Source organism: Vibrio sp. 1-2 (7-a), from assembly GCF_013048515.1.
GTDB classification, from domain to species: Bacteria; Pseudomonadota; Gammaproteobacteria; order Enterobacterales; family Vibrionaceae; genus Vibrio; species Vibrio diabolicus.
The window spans coordinates 630752-647282 of the sequence record NZ_VHSQ01000001.1 but is presented as its reverse complement, the minus strand read 5'-3'; the positions used below and the strand labels follow the sequence as shown (position 1 = coordinate 647282).

Sequence of the window (16531 nt, the reverse complement as noted above, 5' to 3'; positions counted from 1 at the left end):
ATTACAACCCTCTTTCCTTAATCCAGGCTCTTACCTTAATTCCGGGTTCAATTACACTAACACCAGAGATAATGATTTGATCGCCATCGTTAAGCCCAGCTAACACTTGATTTTTGTCATTCATCTCAATAGCGGCTTTGGACACAATGCCTTGCTCATCAACACGCCAAACGTATGTTTTGCCGTTCTCTTCTAGCAGCGCGGAATTAGGAATTTTTGTTGCACCAGCATTTTTTGATAGGAGGTAAGCATTACCAGACATGCCCGGTAAAAGGCCTATTTCTGATGGTCGCTCCATAACCATAGTGACTTTGTAACTACCCGTTTTTGGATCGGCTTCTGTATCGATTTCTTGAAAGGTCAAGTCAAATGACTGCTCGGGGAAAGCGTCAAAGACCATTCTGGCAGAGACATCGCTCCCCTGCGTGTAACGGTTTAGCAGATAGTCAGGGACTTGGAATATCACCTTAAGCAGTTGGTTGGATTGGATATTCATCACGCCTTCTTTTGCGGCAACATACTCATGGTTTTCTGCTGGAATATACGAAATCGTACCATCATATGGCGCGACAAGTTTGGTATACCTTAAATTTGCCTTTGCTTGATTCCACTGAGCTTTGGCTGAGTTGTGATTCGCTTTTGCCTCATCAAAGTCTTGTTCGGACACCACTTGGTCTTTACGTAACTTTTGGTATCGCTTGTACTGCACGTCTGCGAGCGCGAAATTTGCCCGAGCTTGCTGTTCAAGCAGAGAATATTCATCAGGGTTTAATGAAGCCAATACATCGCCTTTGCTGACGACTTGACCTTCATTCACCTCAATCGTTTGAAGAAGTCCAGGAACTCGAAACGTCAGTACCGCTTTATCACCAGCTTCCGTCGTGGCAGGAAAGTGTCGTTCAAATTGGGCATTGCCAACAGATACTGTAAATAGCTTCGCGGGGCGGGATTCAGGTTCTGGAACAGGGGGAAGTTCTTTACCACACCCCGACAACACAGCCGAGATGGCGACAGGAATGAGCAATCTTCTCATTACATTCATCCATAAAAAATTAAGGGATTATTTTTAAAGTAGATGAATTCTGGGCGAACTTCCAGAGTTGAAAAGATTAATAGTGCTTTAAAATTAGTAATTTGTGACAAAAAAGCAGGCTTTGCGCCTGCTTCGTTTAAATCTTCTTTGGATGCGGAGTGTTTAGAGCTTGCTGAACTCCCGATTCACCCTATATGTATCAGACGTAACATACGCTTCCATGTTACGGATTTTGCCATCAAGGCGGTCAAAATCGCGTTCCAACACACTGAGCAATTGGTCCGGACTTTGTCCTTTCTGCCAAGGCTTACTTTTAAGTGTGTGCTCTTGTTGCGCTCGGATATTTTCAGAATACGTCACTGGTTGCTTTTCTAACATAAACGCCATCGCGACGTATGCTAACAACACCAAAAACGTACCGCCCAACAGCGCTGCAGAAATCACTACAATACGAATCAACCAAACCTCTGCACCAAAGTAGTTGGCGATTCCGGCGCAAACACCGGAGATTTTGCCATTTACTGGGTCACGATACAGCTCTCGATTAGTCATACTTGCGTCTCCATGTTGGTGACTCAGCATCCAAGATGCGCTCCAATGTATCAACTCGGGACTGCATCGCTTCCGCTTTTTCAGATAGTACCTGAAGGCGCTCTAAATCTTGGCTCGACAGTGCACTATCTGTTTTTCGTTTGCTGCGATAGTGTAAGAAGAGCCATAGTGGAGCGACAAAGATTAAAAAGACAATCACTGGTCCTGCTATAAAAAATGCCGACATAAATGGCTCCTTTGTTATTTATCTTTCGATGACATCTGTTCTTTCAGTTTTGCCAACTCTTTTTCGATTTCGTCTTGAGCTTGAAGCTCTGCAAACTCTTGCTCTAGCGATTTTGCATTACCAGTTTGTGCGTACAAATCTGCTTCTGCTTCCATTTCATCCACTTTACGTGAGTACTGCTCAAACTTTGCCATCGCTTCATTAGTACGGCTAGTGTGCAGGTGTTTTTGCACATCACGACGGTTAGAGGCGGTTTGGTTACGAATTGCTAGTGCTTGCTGTTTTGCACGCGTTTCTGCAATTTTGCTTTCTAACTTACCGATCTCGCCTGTAAGCTTGTCGATCGTTTCTTCTACTAACGTCTGCTCAGTGTGAAGGCCTTTAATCACTTGCTCAAGCTTTTGCTTTTCAATTAATGCTGCACGAGCCAAATCTTCACGCTGTTTTACCAACGCTAGGCTCGCTTTTTGGCTCCATTCGCCAATTTGCTCTTCTAACGTTTCAACTTTACGAGCCAACTCTTTTTTGTCTGCAATCGCTTTAGCCGAGTTAGTACGCACTTCAACAAGTGTGTCTTCCATTTCTTGAATGATAAGACGGATCATTTTTTCAGGATCTTCCGCCTTGTCCAGCAATGCACTGATGTTTGAGTTAACGATATCTGCAAATCGAGAAAAAATACCCATAACGGAACTCCTCTTTTTTCCTATTAAAACTCGACAAGGTGGTGATTGACCTTGTGTCTCCCTGAATACGTTACAAGTAGCATGCCAACTTAAAATCACATTTAAAATCAGCAATTTATGCATTTTATTGTCGTTATGCACTATTATGCTATGATGTTTTTCACCAACTGTTGGTGAAATTCACCAACTCCATATGTAAATCATGGCTCGGCTGTTAAATAAGAAGGACTTTATGAAGCAAAACCTGATTGGTGAATCACCTGCTTTTCTCGCAGTACTAGATAAAGTATCACAACTTGCGCCTATTGAGCGTCCAGTCCTCATTATTGGTGAACGAGGAACGGGTAAAGAACTCATCGCCCAGCGTTTGCATTATTTATCAAGACGTTGGGATAAGCCACTACTATCACTCAACTGTGCGACCTTAAGCGAAGGACTAATAGATTCAGAGCTATTTGGTCATGAATCCGGCTCTTTTACAGGTTCTAAGGGCAAGCATAAAGGACGTTTCGAACGCGCCGAAGGCGGCACTTTGTTTCTTGACGAATTGGCCACCGCACCACTTTTAGTTCAAGAAAAGCTGTTGCGTGTCATCGAATATGGTGAATATGAACGAGTTGGCGGTCATACCGCTCTCAATGCGGATGTTCGACTTGTTTGTGCAACCAATGCGGACTTACCAAAATTGGCGGAACAAGGCGATTTCCGTGCCGACTTACTCGATCGTTTAGCGTTTGACGTCATCATGCTGCCTCCTCTTCGTGAACGAAAGGAAGACATCCTGTCTTTAGCAGAGCACTACGCGATGAAGATGTGCCGTGAACTTCAGCTCGAATATTTTGTCGGTTTTACCTCAAAAGCACAGCATTCGCTTCTTGAATATGAATGGCCAGGTAATGTCCGTGAACTAAAAAACGTGATTGAACGTGCTATTTACCAACATGGTCTCAATGCCGATCCAATTGATGAACTGATTTTCAATCCTTTTGAAACAGTTTGGAATAACACGCTTGGTCATAATGCCGAGCAAGCCGAACAGCAGCAAGAGGAGGAAGCACCAAGCAGCGCAGTTCAATTCCCTCTAGACTATAAACAGTGGCAAGAAGAGCAAGACATCCACTTACTCAATCGCGCATTGGAAGAGGCCAAGTTTAATCAACGACAAGCAGCCGAGCTACTTGGTTTGAGCTACCACCAATTACGAGGGATGGTTAGAAAATATGGTTTAGTCGGGCAAAGCTAGCTTGGTCGAAGGTGCTTGATCGGTTAGCGAGCGAGTGACAGCGCTCTAATTTGTATGTCTTTCAAGCATAACACCTTACAGTGTATGGATTTTATGTTTGGAGCGAGTTCACAAAGGTGATAAATTAGCGAGATCATTTTCGCTTGTTAGCTCTGAAAGAGTAAGATCAAATGAAACAAGCAAGATCCAATGAACATTTCATATTATGAATGCTTTTATAAGATTATCGCTGAGCCTTATTGGGATTAGCCTACTGACCGCTTGTGGTGATGAAATTGACCACAATGACATTCGCAAAGCTGGCTTTGTGTTTTGCGGACAAGGTAAGCCAACCACGTTTAACCCTCAGCTTATTGATAGCGGTATTACCGCAGAGGCACTGAGCCCGCAGTTGTACGATACGCTGCTCACGCTCGATCCTAAATCACATCAGCCAGTAGCAAATATCGCTGAGAGTTGGTCTGTGAATGAGTCAGGAACGGAATACACATTTAAGCTTAAACGTAATGTTCAATTCCAAACCACGTCCTGGTTCACTCCCACTCGCCCATTGAATGCAAAGGATGTGGTATTTAGCTTCAAGCGAATCATTGATGTAGACCATCCTTTTCACCAAGTAGGTGGTGGTTTTTATCCATGGTTTGCAGGGTTAGATTTTCAAAACCTGCTGCAAGACGTGACTGCGATTGACGAGCATACGGTAAGGTTTACCTTATCTCAGCCAAATTTTTCCTTCTTGGCCAATATTGCCACCAGCCATGCTGTCATATTGTCTGCGGAGTACGGACAGCAACTGGCAGCAAAAGATCATAAAGAAGAAATCGACCAACTTCCTATCGGTACCGGCCCATATCAACTAAAAGAGTACCAAGTGAACGACTTGATTCGTTTGGAACGTCACTCTAACTACTGGAAGTCAGCCGCGAAAATGGAACAAGTGGTGTTCGATATCTCTCATCGAGGCACTGGTACCTTGGCGAAACTTTTAAGAAACGAGTGCGATGTGCTCTCTTCGCCTATTTCGAGCCAAATACCCGTTATTCAAGAAAATGACAATCTTGAGCTAACTGCTACGCCAGCCAACAACGTATCCTTTATTGCGATCAACACTGAAACGACGGCACTGAGTGATGCTCGCGTCCGCCAAGCACTTAACTTAGCGATTAACCGTCAGAATATTTTAGATTCGGTTTACTACGGAACTGGCTCGCAAGCTTATACATTGCTACCGCCTAATTCATGGGCCTATCAAAAGGACAGCGTAAAAATTCGTTATGACCGTAACTATGCATTAGCACTACTCCGTGATGCTGGCTATGAAGACGGTCTAGAGCTGACCATGTGGGTACCACTTGAACCACGCGCCTTTAACCCAAGTCCTCGCAAGACCGCGGAGCTAATCCAAGCGAATTTTGCCGATATTGGGGTTGAGTTAACGTTGCTAACCGATGATAGATTCGAACGTGTGGATTTAGAGAACATCAACGACATCGATTTACTTTTAACTGGCTGGATTGGCGATACCGGGGACCCTGACAACTTTTTCCGCCCGTTATTATCTTGTGAGTCTGATCGCGTTGGCCTCAACGTATCGATGTGGTGTAACGATGATTTCGATTTCTTGCTCGATTTGGCATTGGAAACCCAAGAACCGCGTTACCGTCTGAACCTATATCGCCAAGCGCAGAACATTTTAAATCAAGAATTCCCGGTAATTCCTCTGGCACATGGTGTGCAATTCCGTGTTCACGACAAATCACTGACAGGCTTCAAATCAAGCCCTTTCAATGCCCAACCGTTTGATAGAGTTGAGAGAATTCACTGATGTTTTGGTATACCGTTCGACGCTTTAACCTATTTTTCATCACTTTGATGATCCTCACGTTAGTGGGCTTTTCTCTGCTGCGCCTTGACCCTCTCTCGCACTGGGCAAACGTTGATTTTTGGTCTGGTTGGCAAACTTACTTAATCAACCTTTCTCAGCTTGATTTTGGCATAAGTAAAAACGGCAACGCGATTTATGACGAGCTCGCCGTCGTATTCCCTGCCACTTTGGAACTGTGCTTTTTTGCCTTTTTGGTGTCCCTTTTGATCGGCATTCCGCTTGGAACCGTGGCTGGGATGAAGCAAGGTAAATGGCTCGACACCAGCATTTCATTCATGTCGATGTCTGGTTATTCCGCCCCAATTTTTTGGGTGGCTTTGTTACTTATCATGGTTTTTTCATTGGAATACCAACTCTTTCCCGTGGCAGGACGATATGACCTGCTTTACGAAATTGATCATGTAACCGGATTTGCCATTATCGACGCATTCATGGCGAAAGGTGAATACCGCGCTCACGCACTGCAAAGCGTCATTGAGCATATGGTGCTGCCATGTTTGGTGCTTGCTTTGGCTCCAACCACGCAGGTTGTCGGACTAATGCGTTCTTCGGTGGCGGAAGTGATGAGCCAAAACTACATTCGTGCAGCGAGAATCAAAGGTCTCTCTAACCGCGAGATCGTAACTCAACATGTCTTGCGTAACGCGATACCGCCTATCATCCCCAAAGTCGGTGTTCAGCTTTCCAGTATGATTACCTTGGCTATCATCACTGAATCTATTTTTAACTGGCCAGGTATTGGTCGTTGGTTGTTAGATGCATTGGCAAACCAAGATTATGCATCAATCCAAGCTGGCGTGATGGTACTTGCGACTTTGGTTCTCACCGCTAATATTCTCTCTGATTTGATTGGCGCGATGATTAACCCTCTAGTTCGAAAGGAATGGTATGCTAACAAATAACGTTTATCAGGAAGAACGCATTCCAACTCAGTTTGAGCGATTTTGGCGAAGTTACCGCGCCAACGGGCTAGCCATGTTTGGCCTATGGTGCTTGGTATTTATCGTCCTAATTACCATTTTTGCACCACTGCTTGCGCCGTTTGATGCCCAAGCACAGTCAGGCGAATTGCTTGTGCCGCCATCATGGGCCCCAGCTGGAACGGTTGATTACTTTTTGGGAACCGATGACTTAGGCCGAGACATTCTGTCACGCTTGATCATGGGCTCTCAACTTACATTTGGTGCAGCCGTTGCCATCACTGCGATTGCCGCGGTCGTAGGTTGTTTGATTGGCGTATTAGCAGGTATGACAAAAGGCTTACTGTCGAGTACCCTCAATCACTTGCTCGATACCGTCATGTCGATCCCGTCGCTCTTATTAGCAATCATTTTTGTGGCATTTCTAGGCTTTGGTGGGTTCAATATTTTACTCGCGATCTGCTTGGCTTTGATTCCGCGTTTTATTCGCTCTGTTTATATCGCAGTCCACACCGAAGTTGAAAAAGACTACATCATGGCAGCACGTCTTGATGGCGCGAACGATTTCTACTTGTTGTGGAGCTCAATTCTTCCCAACATATTGACGGTTATTGCTGCTGAAATCACGCTCGCGCTCTCTGCTGCGATTTTAGATATTACTGCGCTGGGTTTTCTTGGCTTAGGCGCACAAGCACCAAGTACTGAGTGGGGAGCGATATTAGGTGACTCTGTCGAGTTGATTTATATTGCACCTTGGACCGTAACCCTACCCGGCCTAACCATCATGTTTACCGTTATTACCCTAAACTTAGTAGGTGAAGGTGTACGTCAAGCGCTTAATGCGGGGATCGAATAATGCCGTTGTTAGATATTCGACATTTGACTATTGAGATTGAAACCCCTCAAGGGTTGGTCAAAGCCGTGGACCGAATGAGCCTAACTTTGAATGAAGGTGAGATTCGTGGTCTTGTAGGTGAGTCTGGTTCAGGGAAAAGCTTAGTTGCAAAAGCGATTGTCGGGGTAAGTAAAGATAACTGGCGCATTACCGCGGACCGTATGCGCCTTGGCAATATTGACTTGCTTCAGCTTACGCCAAAAGAACGTCGACGTGTCATTGCCCGTGATATTGCGATGATCTTCCAAGAGCCATCAACCTGTCTTGATCCTTCAGAAGAAGTGGGACGTCAGTTGATCGAGTCCATTCCATCTCGTGCGTTTGAAGGGAAATGGTGGGAGCGATTTAAATGGCGTAAAAAACAGGCCATCGCGCTTCTGCATAAAGTAGGCATTAAAGATCACAAGCGTTTAATGGGTAGCTACCCTTATGAACTGACTGATGGTGAGTGCCAAAAAGTCATGATTGCCATGGCGATAGCGACCAAACCAAAGTTGCTAATCGCAGATGAACCAACGAACGACTTGGACCCGATTACCCAGTCGCAAATATTGCGTTTATTGAGCCGTATGAACCAGCTCAATAACACGACCATTCTGCTTATCGGTCACGACTTAGCAACCATCACACAATGGGCGGGCCGCATTACGGTAATGTATTGTGGTCAGTCGGTAGAGTCTGCCGATACCAGTAAAATCATTGCAGCACCCAAGCACCCGTATACAGATGCCTTGCTTAAAGCGATGCCAGACTTTAATGATTGGGTACCACACAAGCAAAAACTCCAATCCCTACCGGGCTCGATTCCGCCATTGCAGCATCTGCCAATCGGTTGTCGACTCGGTCCACGTTGTCCGTATGCGCAGAAACAATGTGTTGAAATTCCACACACCAGACGAATTAAGAATCATAAATTTAACTGCCACTTTCCATTGAACACGGAGAAAAAGTCATGAGTGCGTTACTTGAAGTCGATAATTTATCGAAGCAGTTTGTTACGCGCTCCCGACTATTCAAACGTCAGGTTAATGAGGCTGTCAAACCGGTGAGCTTTACGTTAGAGCCGGGGCAAACTATCGGTTTTATTGGCCAAAACGGTTCAGGAAAATCCACTCTTGCCCGTATGCTTGCAGGCGTTGTAGAGCCAAGCTCCGGAGAGATCCGTGTGAATGGCGAACGGTTGGAGCACAAAGATTACGCGACACGCTGTAAGCTCATTCGCATGATTTTCCAAGATCCAAACACATCGCTCAACCCGCGTATCCAGATTGGCCGTATTTTGGAAGGTCCATTAAAGCGAAACACCAACATGCCGCCAGATGCACGCATGCAGCGTGTGAAGAACACCCTACTCCGCGTCGGATTGTTGCCTGAACACGCCTATTTTTACCCACAAATGCTAGCGGCAGGCCAAAAACAGCGTGTGTGTTTAGCTCGTGCGCTTATTCTTCAACCTTCCATCATTGTCGCTGACGAGGCGTTAAACGGTTTGGATATGGCAATGCGCTCACAGATCATTAACTTATTCCTCGAGTTGCAAGAAGAGATGGGATTGTCATTTGTGTATGTATCTCAACACATTGGCATTGTTAAGCACATTACTGACAAAGTGATGGTGATGCATGAAGGTGAAGTGGTCGAGTTTGGCGAAACCAACCAGGTATTGACTCATCCCGAGCATCCTATTACTCAACGCCTAGTCGAAAGCCACTTCTATAAGGCGCCAAGCCACCAAACAAAATAGCCTATCAAAGATGTCATCGTGCAAATGTAAAGAAGCCTGCGTTAAAGCAGGCTTCTTTATTAAATGGACACGAATCGAAAAATTAGCGGCGGCTCGCTTGTTTGCGAAGTTCGAAATCAAACTCATCAGGAAACAAAACCACCCCTTCTTCATTTTGATTTGGGAATACAACAACAGATAATTCGTCATCTTCTAGACCAGAGGTCCAACGACTGTGCCACTTGTTTAGAGAGATCGCTTCTGGCTCGCAATCTTCCCAATCACCATTCGCCCATTGCAAAGCAAACTCTTCGTTTGGCCATACTGGTACACAATCATCATCTTCTGTATTTAACATGACACAGCCATGTTCATCTTTCAGAATCCAAACTTTACGATTCGCCACAATCTCTTTTACGCAGTACTTTAAACGTTGCTCTTCGTTGTAACGATTGATGGTATCCATCTGCTCTTGGGTCAGTTGCTCAGACATATTCGTCTCCTATTTCCCATAGAAAAATGCCCGCAGCTAGGCGGGCATTTAAAGTATATGCTAGAAAATTAAGCTAGCTCAGTTTGAAGCCAAGGCCAACCTTGCTTCTTACGGCTTAGCGTGTTGTCCATCATTAGCATTCCGTCTTTTTCATGCTTAACAAGCTTCTCAGCCCACTCACCTTTGTATAGAAGACGAGTTTGAGCAGTCGTGATGTCTGTTAGCATTACAGCAGCAAATGCAAGGTTATCTTTTTCGCAACGCGCTTCTAGATCCGCTTCTAGTGCTTCGATCATACCGTCAACTTGCTCTAGTGTTGCAAGCTCAACCTGACCTACTACTACGTCACGACCGTTGAATGGGTAACCTTTAAGATCTTTCTCAACAAGCTCAGCCGCAGATAGACCTTCGATGTTTGTCTTAGCAATTAGAAGATCTTTAGTGAATGCGTCAACATCTTGTACGTCTGCGATTACCGCTAGCTCAGCAACGGCATCTTTGTCTTTTTGTGTACAAGTTGGAGAAGCGAAGCCTACTGTGTCAGATAGAATTGCTGACATCATTAGCTTAGCGATTTGTGGAGTAATCGCGTGACCTTCAATCTTGAACATGTTGAATAGAACAGTGTTGGTACAACCAACAGGCCAGATCCATGCTTCCATTGGGTTTACTGTCATCACGTCACCTAGGCGGTGGTGGTCAACAATACCCGCAATTTCAGCTTCTGCGATATCGTCTGGTGCTTGTGCTAGATCTGAGTAATCTACTAGCCAAACGGTCTCACCCGCCACTGATGTGCGAAGCTCAGGAACTTCAGCGCCAGCAACTTCTAGGATGTGCTGAGTTTCACGGTTGATTTCGCCTTGGCGAATTGGCATAGCTTCAACGCCACGCGCTTTTAGAAGTTCAGTTGCAACGAGTGCACTACAAATACTGTCACTGTCTGGGTTCTTATGACCTACAACTAGAATCATGTTTCTTCCTATTCAAGTCAATTTTATACGCCGCCTAATACAGTTAATTAGGGCGTGTTTGCTCACAAAGGCCGATACTTTACCTGATTTCAGAGAGTTTGACACGAAGAAAAGTTCACAATGCTATTGCGAATAAATCTCATTTACATATAATGATAACTATTCCTATTTGCATTTGAGTAAACGATGAACGCGACCCAATTATTACACTCTGCACAACAGTTGTTTCAGCCTACTCAGTTTCGTTTAGCTTATAAGCGATTGCTGATCCCTATCGTCATGCTCATTTTGCTAGGCAATGAAAATACACGTGACGTAGCCGTACAGACGCTATCCGACTCCTTCTGGGCAGTGTCATGCTATGTTGCTGCCACATTGGCTATTTATCATTATCTTTCAAACTTTATGTCGAAAACCAATCGAATTACCGAGCTATATCATCGCTCACGTAATCATCAGGTTTTCTTTGCTTCTTTATTGGGTGCTTTGCCTGGCTGTGGTGGCGCTATTGTTGTGACAACGCAATTTATTAGTGGCCGAGTGGGATTTGGTGCGATTGTCGCGGTACTTACTTCAACAATGGGTGACGCTGCCTTTTTACTTCTTGCCGCCAAGCCAAGTGTTGGATTAGGCGTGGTTGGATTAGGCATTATCGTGGGTACTCTTTCAGGGCTGGTCGTTAATGCTTTTCATGCTGATAACTTTCTGCGCCCAGAACCAAAAGAATCACCTCAGACACATGCTTGTTGCCAACACCAGACAGACCGACACACGCCTCTTGAACAACGTGCAATCAATCTACAAGGCGCATTTTGGAAATGGCTTATTGTGCCTGCCAGCGTCGTTGCTGTGTTAATGTCTTTCCAAATCGATATTAATCAGCTGTTGTCTTTGCAGGCCAATACTATTGAATGGCTGGGCGCTATCTTCGCGGTGATCACAATGTCGTTGTGGGCGATGACAAAAGAGCTCGGCGATTATCAGTCAACGGTCTCTGAAGATGAAAAAATTGTGGACTCGCACCCAATTCAAAAAGCGGCTCAAGACACAAACTTCGTCAGTGCTTGGGTGATCGTGGCGTTTCTAGCGTTTGAACTGACGACCTATTTTTCTGGGCTCGACCTCGTAGAAACCTTTTCTCATTGGGGGATATGGATGCCATTAGCTGGCTTAGCCATTGGTATGCTACCTGGTTGCGGACCGCAAATTTTAGTCACTAGCCTATACATTTCTGGTGCAGCTCCACTTTCTGCGCAACTGGCCAATGCGATTTCTAACGATGGTGACGCCCTATTCCCCGCCATTGCAATGGCACCGAAAGCTGCTTTGGTCGCGACTATTTATTCGTCCATTCCTGCGTTTATTGTTGGATACGGGTATTACTTTTTATTCGAGTTCTAACGCCCAGAGCATCAAAACAAGAAAGGAGCCATAGTAGGCTCCTTTCTTGTTTTTATAATCGAACGATTTGCTTCACGTTATGCCGTGACGATCGCTTTCGCATTTAACCCTTTATCAACGCTCACCATTAATAACTGACAAGGTTCTTGGTTTAGCTTTTCTCCTGTCCAGTAATCATACCAATCCATCGGTTGATCAGACGTCAGCGTAAATTCCATCGCACCGTAGCTGGCATAGTTAAACAAGCAGTGAAGGTCATTCTTCGTCGTTAGTTTTAAAAACGCATGATTTAAACTCAAAGCCGTGAACTTTGCTGACTCTTGGTTACGTTGTTGACGTAGCATGAGCTTAGCCAATGTCTTCTTTGCAAATGGCGTAATCTCAGGGAGCGGATCGCCAGACAGCAGCAAACCACCACACGCCAATAACACCGTGCGATGAAATTCATACTCTTCTCTGGATGCGGCTTGATTAGCTAATGACGTGAATGTCGCGCAATCCGGATCAATTTGCCACAGTTTTCGATGCTGCCAACTACGATAAAAGGTTTCTTTGGCTATCTGCTCGAAACGACGACTATGGCGTTCTACGTCATCAGAAACACGCATTGCATCCACAAGCCCTAGAGATGGCCACATTGGCGCGTTGCAACCTAAAAGCCACGCATCACCAGCGCCTTTAGCAATCGCATCCATTCCTAAGCGATACGCCTCAACGCCTGTAATACCAGATTGTTTACGCACACCTTTCAAGGTGCCCCAATAGTTCGCGTCTAGCTTGAACAATTCAACGCCCCACTCTTGTCTCATGACAGAGACTACATTCGTCAGATGGTCTTGCACTTCTGGGTTTGAGGTATCGAGTATGTACCAAGGCGTGCAGCGCCAACCACCGTATGTGACATCTTCTGCTTTAAGTAAGCTTCCATCTTTGTGACGAACAAACCACTCTGGGTGTTGTTTGAAGAGCTCCGACTCAGGTTGAGCAATAAAGGGTGCCATCCAAATCGCCGGCTTTTTGCCTTTTGCACGGATACTATGAATGAGCTCTTTCACACCACCAGAAAACTTATCCGATGGGATTAACCAATCGCCCATAAAGGCTTGATAGCCATCATCCAGAAGTACCCACTCTAGGTCTTCAAGCTTATCTTGCATGCAATCAACGTTCTGCATGATGTTTTGCTCTGTCACGTCTGCGTAGTAGGCATACCACGAACACCAACCGACAGGCGCATCTTGTGTCACACCTTGGCGAACAGGATGATGCTCTGCAATCATCTCGCCATAGATTTGATATAGCTCAGACAGAGATTGGCCACAGAGTACCGCCACGGACTCAAGTTGATTACTTTCCCAATCCGCCACTTGAGTAAACTCACCATCAATCGCGGCCGATAAAACCCAATGTCCATCACGCAGTACAACATCAAAATAGCCCGCAAAACGGTGACATGAAGTAAAGCCAAACAAGGTATAGCCAGCCGAGCCTTCCACCACTAAATAGTTGTAGTAACGCTTAGGGGCATCTTTGGGATAGATTCGATAAGAAGGGTTGTTGTCTGGACAGCGACCAATATCAAAGGGATGGCTAACCGTTCCCGCTGTTTGCGCTAGCATTTGGAAGCCATCACCAATCACGTTGGCCTCGTGCTCGTATAAAAACGGCATCTCGAACAACACTTCACGGTCGGTAAACGTTTTATTGTGAAGCCCAGCAAAAGAAAAATGTAATTGATTACCCTCAACTTCAACTTGGAGGTCGTTGTTATTCACAGTGATCTCAATGTGATTTGCCAATTGAATGCTCTGAGCCATAAAGAGTCTACTCACTTAATTATTATTGTTTAGCTTGGTTCATTATCCCCTGCTTGTCCCACCCAATTCGTTATCGACGTCACGAATCCAACTGTCGTTTAGCATCACAAATTTATTATTGAGATAACGCTCACTGAAATTTTGGTTAAAAAAATACCAGCCCGAAGGCTGGTATTTCGATTGATGTGAATTGCATTAATTAAGCAACTTCGATTGGACCACCGAATGAAGTCACTGGCGGTACTTTGCCGGTGAACTTCTCGAAGTCTACGATACATGTGTTCGCAGAAGTCGCCTGCGCAAGTTCAGAAGAGCCAATGTCTTGCGTTAGCGTGTTAGGGTCACCGTAAGTACAGATTGCGCCCTCTTTCTCGTTTAGAGGACCGTACCATGCACCTTCTTCGATACGAATAACGCCACGTGGGTAGCTGTCAGTAAGAACAGCACCAGCTAATAGCTGACCACGACCGTTGAATACGCGCACTAAGTCACCGTCTTTGATGCCTTTCGCTTTCGCATCCGCTGGGTTGATGTAAACAGGCTCACGACCTTGCACCGCGTAAGTTGCACGGAACTCTTCAGATTCACACATTTGAGAGTGCAGACGCTTGTCTGGGTGACAAGACTGCAACCAGAATGGGTATTTATCTGAACCAGGGCCACCGTGTGAACGCTCTGATTTTTCGAACCACATTGGGTGTTCTTGACAGTGTTCGTAGCCGTAACGGCCGATCTTACGAGACGTGATCTCGATGAAACCAGACGGCGTACCTAGTGGGTTAAGCTCAGGGTCTTTACGGAAGTCCGCATGACGAACCCAAGGTTTACCTTCACCGAAGTCTAGTACGCTCTTCTCCCAGAACTCGTTGAATTCTGGCATTTCAAACTTACCTTCGTTCGCTTTTTTACAATCGTTGTAAAGGCTTTCGATCCATTCCATCTCGCTCATACCACGAGTGTATTCTTCGCGGCGACCAAAACGCTGAGTTAGTTCACTCATGATTTGGAAGTCAGGCTTAGATTGGAACAATGGATCGACGAGACGATGCATTGCAATCAGACCTTTGTTCGAGTATGAACCGTATACGTCAATGTCGTTACGTTCCCATTGCGTACACGCAGGTAGAACGATATCCGAGAAACGACATGTTGCAGTCCAAGCAAACTCGATCGTTACAACCGTTTGAAGTTTGCGGAACGCTTTCTTCATGCGGTTACGATCTTGATGGTGGTGCCATGGGTTACAACCCGAGATCACCATCATCTTGAAGTCTGGCAGTTTCACTTTACCGCCGTTGTAGTTGATCTCTTTGCCTGGCTCAAGCAGACAGTCGATCCAACGTGCAACTGGGATAGTACGGCTGTAACCGTTAAAGTCGTTGTTGTCCCACTTCGGCTTCATACCTTGGTCAAGGTTACGAGGAAAACCACCAGGGCCCGCGAAACCAGTTGAAGGTACACCGATACTTGAGTAATGGTGACCGTAAGAGATACCACCGCCAGGTAGACCGATTTGACCAACCATTGCAGCAACCACAGCCGCCGCCCAGTATGGTTGCTCACCGTGCTCTTGACGCTGGATACACCAACCCATCAGGATCTGTGTACGGCCACTTACTAGCATACGCGCGAATTCGCGAATCTTGTCCGCTTTCACGCCGCAGATAGCCGCAGCCCACTCTGGTGTTTTCTCTACTTTATCTTTTGTCTTACCTTGAACGTATTGAATAAACTCTTCAAAGCCTAGACAGTAAGTATCAATGAACTTCTTATCGTACAAGTCTTCGTTGTACAGCACGTGCGCCACAGCAAGCATGAACGCTACGTCTGTCAGCGGGTTAATGTACAAGTGATCGTTCTCTAAGTAGCGCTGAGTCTTGTTCTTCACTGGATCTACAGATAGAACGTTGATCTCACCTTTCGCTACTTTTTCTTTTAGTTGTGCTAGGTACTTGAACGACTCATGCGTTTCACAGTTCCAACCTACTTGAAGGTTTTTCACTGGATCGTTAGCCCAAAGAACGATGTTGTCAGAGTTCTCTAGGATTTCAGACCAAGACGTACCTTGTGCGTAAACTTCCGTTGAACCAAGTACGTAAGGCATGATGGTTTGACCTGCACCCGTCGAGTAGTCACCTACTTTCGTGATGAAGTTGCCGTGCATGCCTACTGCACGTTGCATGTGCGCGGTACAGTTGTTGAATGAACCGGTTTGGTTCCAACCCGTTTGACCTGCGTGTAGCGCCCATGGACCGTAGTCTTTTTGAATACGTTCTAGTTCGCGGTAGAACAAATCTAGCGCTTCATCCCAAGTCACGCGGATGAAACGGTTGTTACCGCGAGTATCGGCGCTGTATTTGTGTTTCTTCAACCAATCTAGACGAACCATTGGGTAACGCACACGTGAAGGGCTGTAAATAATACCCTTGATGCCGTTTAGCATTTCAGTTGGGTTTTTGTCTAGCTCTAGCGGTTTGATCTCTTGAACTTTACCCGCGTAGATGTGGGCGCGGAACGCGCCCCAGTGAGAACCTGTTACTTTCCAAGTACCTGTCGTCTCAACAGCATTGGCAGAGGCGGACGCCAATAAGCTAGGACCAATAACTGACGCTGCACTTGTGGTTGCTACACCTTTAAGAAAACTTCTTCGTGTAATAGCCATTTAAATTACTCCAATCCGACG

At 45.6% G+C, this 16531-nt stretch carries 15 protein-coding genes; 7 read left to right on the top strand and 8 right to left on the bottom strand.

What is annotated here, in order from left to right; translation table 11 throughout:
• Position 1: 1 nt before the first annotated feature.
• The 4 genes from FKN08_RS02975 to pspA all read right to left on the bottom strand — a co-directional run bounded on the left by FKN08_RS02975 (position 2) and on the right by pspA (position 2497).
• Positions 2–1033 (bottom strand): efflux RND transporter periplasmic adaptor subunit, encoded by a 1032-nt coding sequence (locus FKN08_RS02975; protein WP_005393290.1) that lies wholly within the window; start codon positions 1031–1033, stop codon positions 2–4.
• 162 nt (positions 1034–1195) lie between these two features.
• Positions 1196–1585, bottom strand: coding sequence for an envelope stress response membrane protein PspC (gene pspC / locus FKN08_RS02970; protein WP_012841944.1), 390 nt, complete (start codon positions 1583–1585; stop codon positions 1196–1198).
• Entirely contained in the window at positions 1578–1811 is a 234-nt protein-coding gene (gene pspB / locus FKN08_RS02965) for an envelope stress response membrane protein PspB (RefSeq protein ID WP_005393293.1), read from the bottom strand. The genes pspC and pspB overlap by 8 nt, the downstream gene beginning before the upstream one ends.
• Positions 1812–1825: 14 nt before the next feature.
• Complete coding sequence (pspA, locus tag FKN08_RS02960) at positions 1826–2497, bottom strand: phage shock protein PspA (RefSeq protein WP_005393294.1); 672 nt, start codon at positions 2495–2497, stop codon at positions 1826–1828.
• A 232-nt stretch (positions 2498–2729) separates the two neighbouring features.
• Between pspA and pspF the strand changes: the two genes are divergently transcribed.
• The 6 genes from pspF (at position 2730) to FKN08_RS02930 (ending at position 9184) form a co-directional block, all read left to right on the top strand.
• Positions 2730–3740 carry a phage shock protein operon transcriptional activator gene (pspF, locus tag FKN08_RS02955; RefSeq protein WP_046874789.1) on the top strand — a complete coding sequence of 337 codons (1011 nt, stop codon included), beginning with the start codon at positions 2730–2732 and terminating at the stop codon, positions 3738–3740.
• Between the two features lie 205 nt (positions 3741–3945).
• Entirely contained in the window at positions 3946–5565 is a 1620-nt protein-coding gene (gene sapA, locus FKN08_RS02950) for an ABC transporter substrate-binding protein SapA (protein WP_170891308.1), read from the top strand.
• Positions 5565–6527, top strand: coding sequence for an ABC transporter permease subunit (locus FKN08_RS02945; RefSeq protein ID WP_046874787.1), 963 nt, complete (start codon positions 5565–5567; stop codon positions 6525–6527). The genes sapA and FKN08_RS02945 overlap by 1 nt, the downstream gene beginning before the upstream one ends.
• The gene (locus FKN08_RS02940; protein WP_005378123.1) at positions 6514–7401 is read left to right on the top strand and encodes an ABC transporter permease subunit; all 888 of its coding nucleotides are present in this window, start codon (positions 6514–6516) and stop codon (positions 7399–7401) included. The genes FKN08_RS02945 and FKN08_RS02940 overlap by 14 nt, the downstream gene beginning before the upstream one ends.
• Positions 7401–8396: an oligopeptide/dipeptide ABC transporter ATP-binding protein gene (locus FKN08_RS02935; RefSeq protein WP_005378126.1), complete on the top strand. Its 996-nt coding sequence runs from the start codon at positions 7401–7403 to the stop codon at positions 8394–8396. Before FKN08_RS02940 ends, FKN08_RS02935 begins: the two co-directional genes overlap by 1 nt.
• Positions 8393–9184: an ATP-binding cassette domain-containing protein gene (locus FKN08_RS02930; protein WP_005393308.1), complete on the top strand. Its 792-nt coding sequence runs from the start codon at positions 8393–8395 to the stop codon at positions 9182–9184. The genes FKN08_RS02935 and FKN08_RS02930 overlap by 4 nt, the downstream gene beginning before the upstream one ends.
• Positions 9185–9266: 82 nt before the next feature.
• On the opposite strand, the gene FKN08_RS02925 is transcribed toward FKN08_RS02930, so the two are convergent.
• Positions 9267–9656: a DUF2750 domain-containing protein gene (locus FKN08_RS02925; RefSeq protein WP_012841946.1), complete on the bottom strand. Its 390-nt coding sequence runs from the start codon at positions 9654–9656 to the stop codon at positions 9267–9269.
• Positions 9657–9724: 68 nt separating this feature from the next.
• Positions 9725–10630 carry a manganese-dependent inorganic pyrophosphatase gene (locus FKN08_RS02920; protein WP_170891307.1) on the bottom strand — a complete coding sequence of 302 codons (906 nt, stop codon included), beginning with the start codon at positions 10628–10630 and terminating at the stop codon, positions 9725–9727.
• A gap of 186 nt (positions 10631–10816) precedes the next feature.
• Here FKN08_RS02920 and FKN08_RS02915 point away from each other — a divergent pair, with 186 nt between their 5' ends.
• Positions 10817–12031, top strand: coding sequence for a putative manganese transporter (locus FKN08_RS02915; protein ID WP_145474239.1), 1215 nt, complete (start codon positions 10817–10819; stop codon positions 12029–12031).
• Between the two features lie 77 nt (positions 12032–12108).
• On the opposite strand, the gene FKN08_RS02910 is transcribed toward FKN08_RS02915, so the two are convergent.
• Complete coding sequence (locus FKN08_RS02910) at positions 12109–13848, bottom strand: alpha-galactosidase (protein WP_053807222.1); 1740 nt, start codon at positions 13846–13848, stop codon at positions 12109–12111.
• A 199-nt stretch (positions 13849–14047) separates the two neighbouring features.
• Positions 14048–16510 (bottom strand): trimethylamine-N-oxide reductase TorA, encoded by a 2463-nt coding sequence (torA, locus tag FKN08_RS02905; RefSeq protein ID WP_041156583.1) that lies wholly within the window; start codon positions 16508–16510, stop codon positions 14048–14050.
• Between the last annotated feature and the right edge of the window lie 21 nt (positions 16511–16531).

Coding starts and splice junctions, on each gene's coding strand:
- pspC (WP_012841944.1), bottom strand. CDS start 1,585: ATGACTAATCGAGAGCTGTATCGTGACCCAGTAAATGGCAAAATCTCC.
- FKN08_RS02910 (WP_053807222.1), bottom strand. CDS start 13,848: ATGGCTCAGAGCATTCAATTGGCAAATCACATTGAGATCACTGTGAAT.
- FKN08_RS02915 (WP_145474239.1), top strand. CDS start 10,817: ATGAACGCGACCCAATTATTACACTCTGCACAACAGTTGTTTCAGCCT.
- FKN08_RS02975 (WP_005393290.1), bottom strand. CDS start 1,033: ATGAGAAGATTGCTCATTCCTGTCGCCATCTCGGCTGTGTTGTCGGGG.
- FKN08_RS02945 (WP_046874787.1), top strand. CDS start 5,565: ATGTTTTGGTATACCGTTCGACGCTTTAACCTATTTTTCATCACTTTG.
- FKN08_RS02930 (WP_005393308.1), top strand. CDS start 8,393: ATGAGTGCGTTACTTGAAGTCGATAATTTATCGAAGCAGTTTGTTACG.
- torA (WP_041156583.1), bottom strand. CDS start 16,510: ATGGCTATTACACGAAGAAGTTTTCTTAAAGGTGTAGCAACCACAAGT.
- FKN08_RS02940 (WP_005378123.1), top strand. CDS start 6,514: ATGCTAACAAATAACGTTTATCAGGAAGAACGCATTCCAACTCAGTTT.
- pspA (WP_005393294.1), bottom strand. CDS start 2,497: ATGGGTATTTTTTCTCGATTTGCAGATATCGTTAACTCAAACATCAGT.
- FKN08_RS02925 (WP_012841946.1), bottom strand. CDS start 9,656: ATGTCTGAGCAACTGACCCAAGAGCAGATGGATACCATCAATCGTTAC.
- FKN08_RS02920 (WP_170891307.1), bottom strand. CDS start 10,630: ATGATTCTAGTTGTAGGTCATAAGAACCCAGACAGTGACAGTATTTGT.
- FKN08_RS02935 (WP_005378126.1), top strand. CDS start 7,401: ATGCCGTTGTTAGATATTCGACATTTGACTATTGAGATTGAAACCCCT.
- sapA (WP_170891308.1), top strand. CDS start 3,946: ATGAATGCTTTTATAAGATTATCGCTGAGCCTTATTGGGATTAGCCTA.
- pspB (WP_005393293.1), bottom strand. CDS start 1,811: ATGTCGGCATTTTTTATAGCAGGACCAGTGATTGTCTTTTTAATCTTT.
- pspF (WP_046874789.1), top strand. CDS start 2,730: ATGAAGCAAAACCTGATTGGTGAATCACCTGCTTTTCTCGCAGTACTA.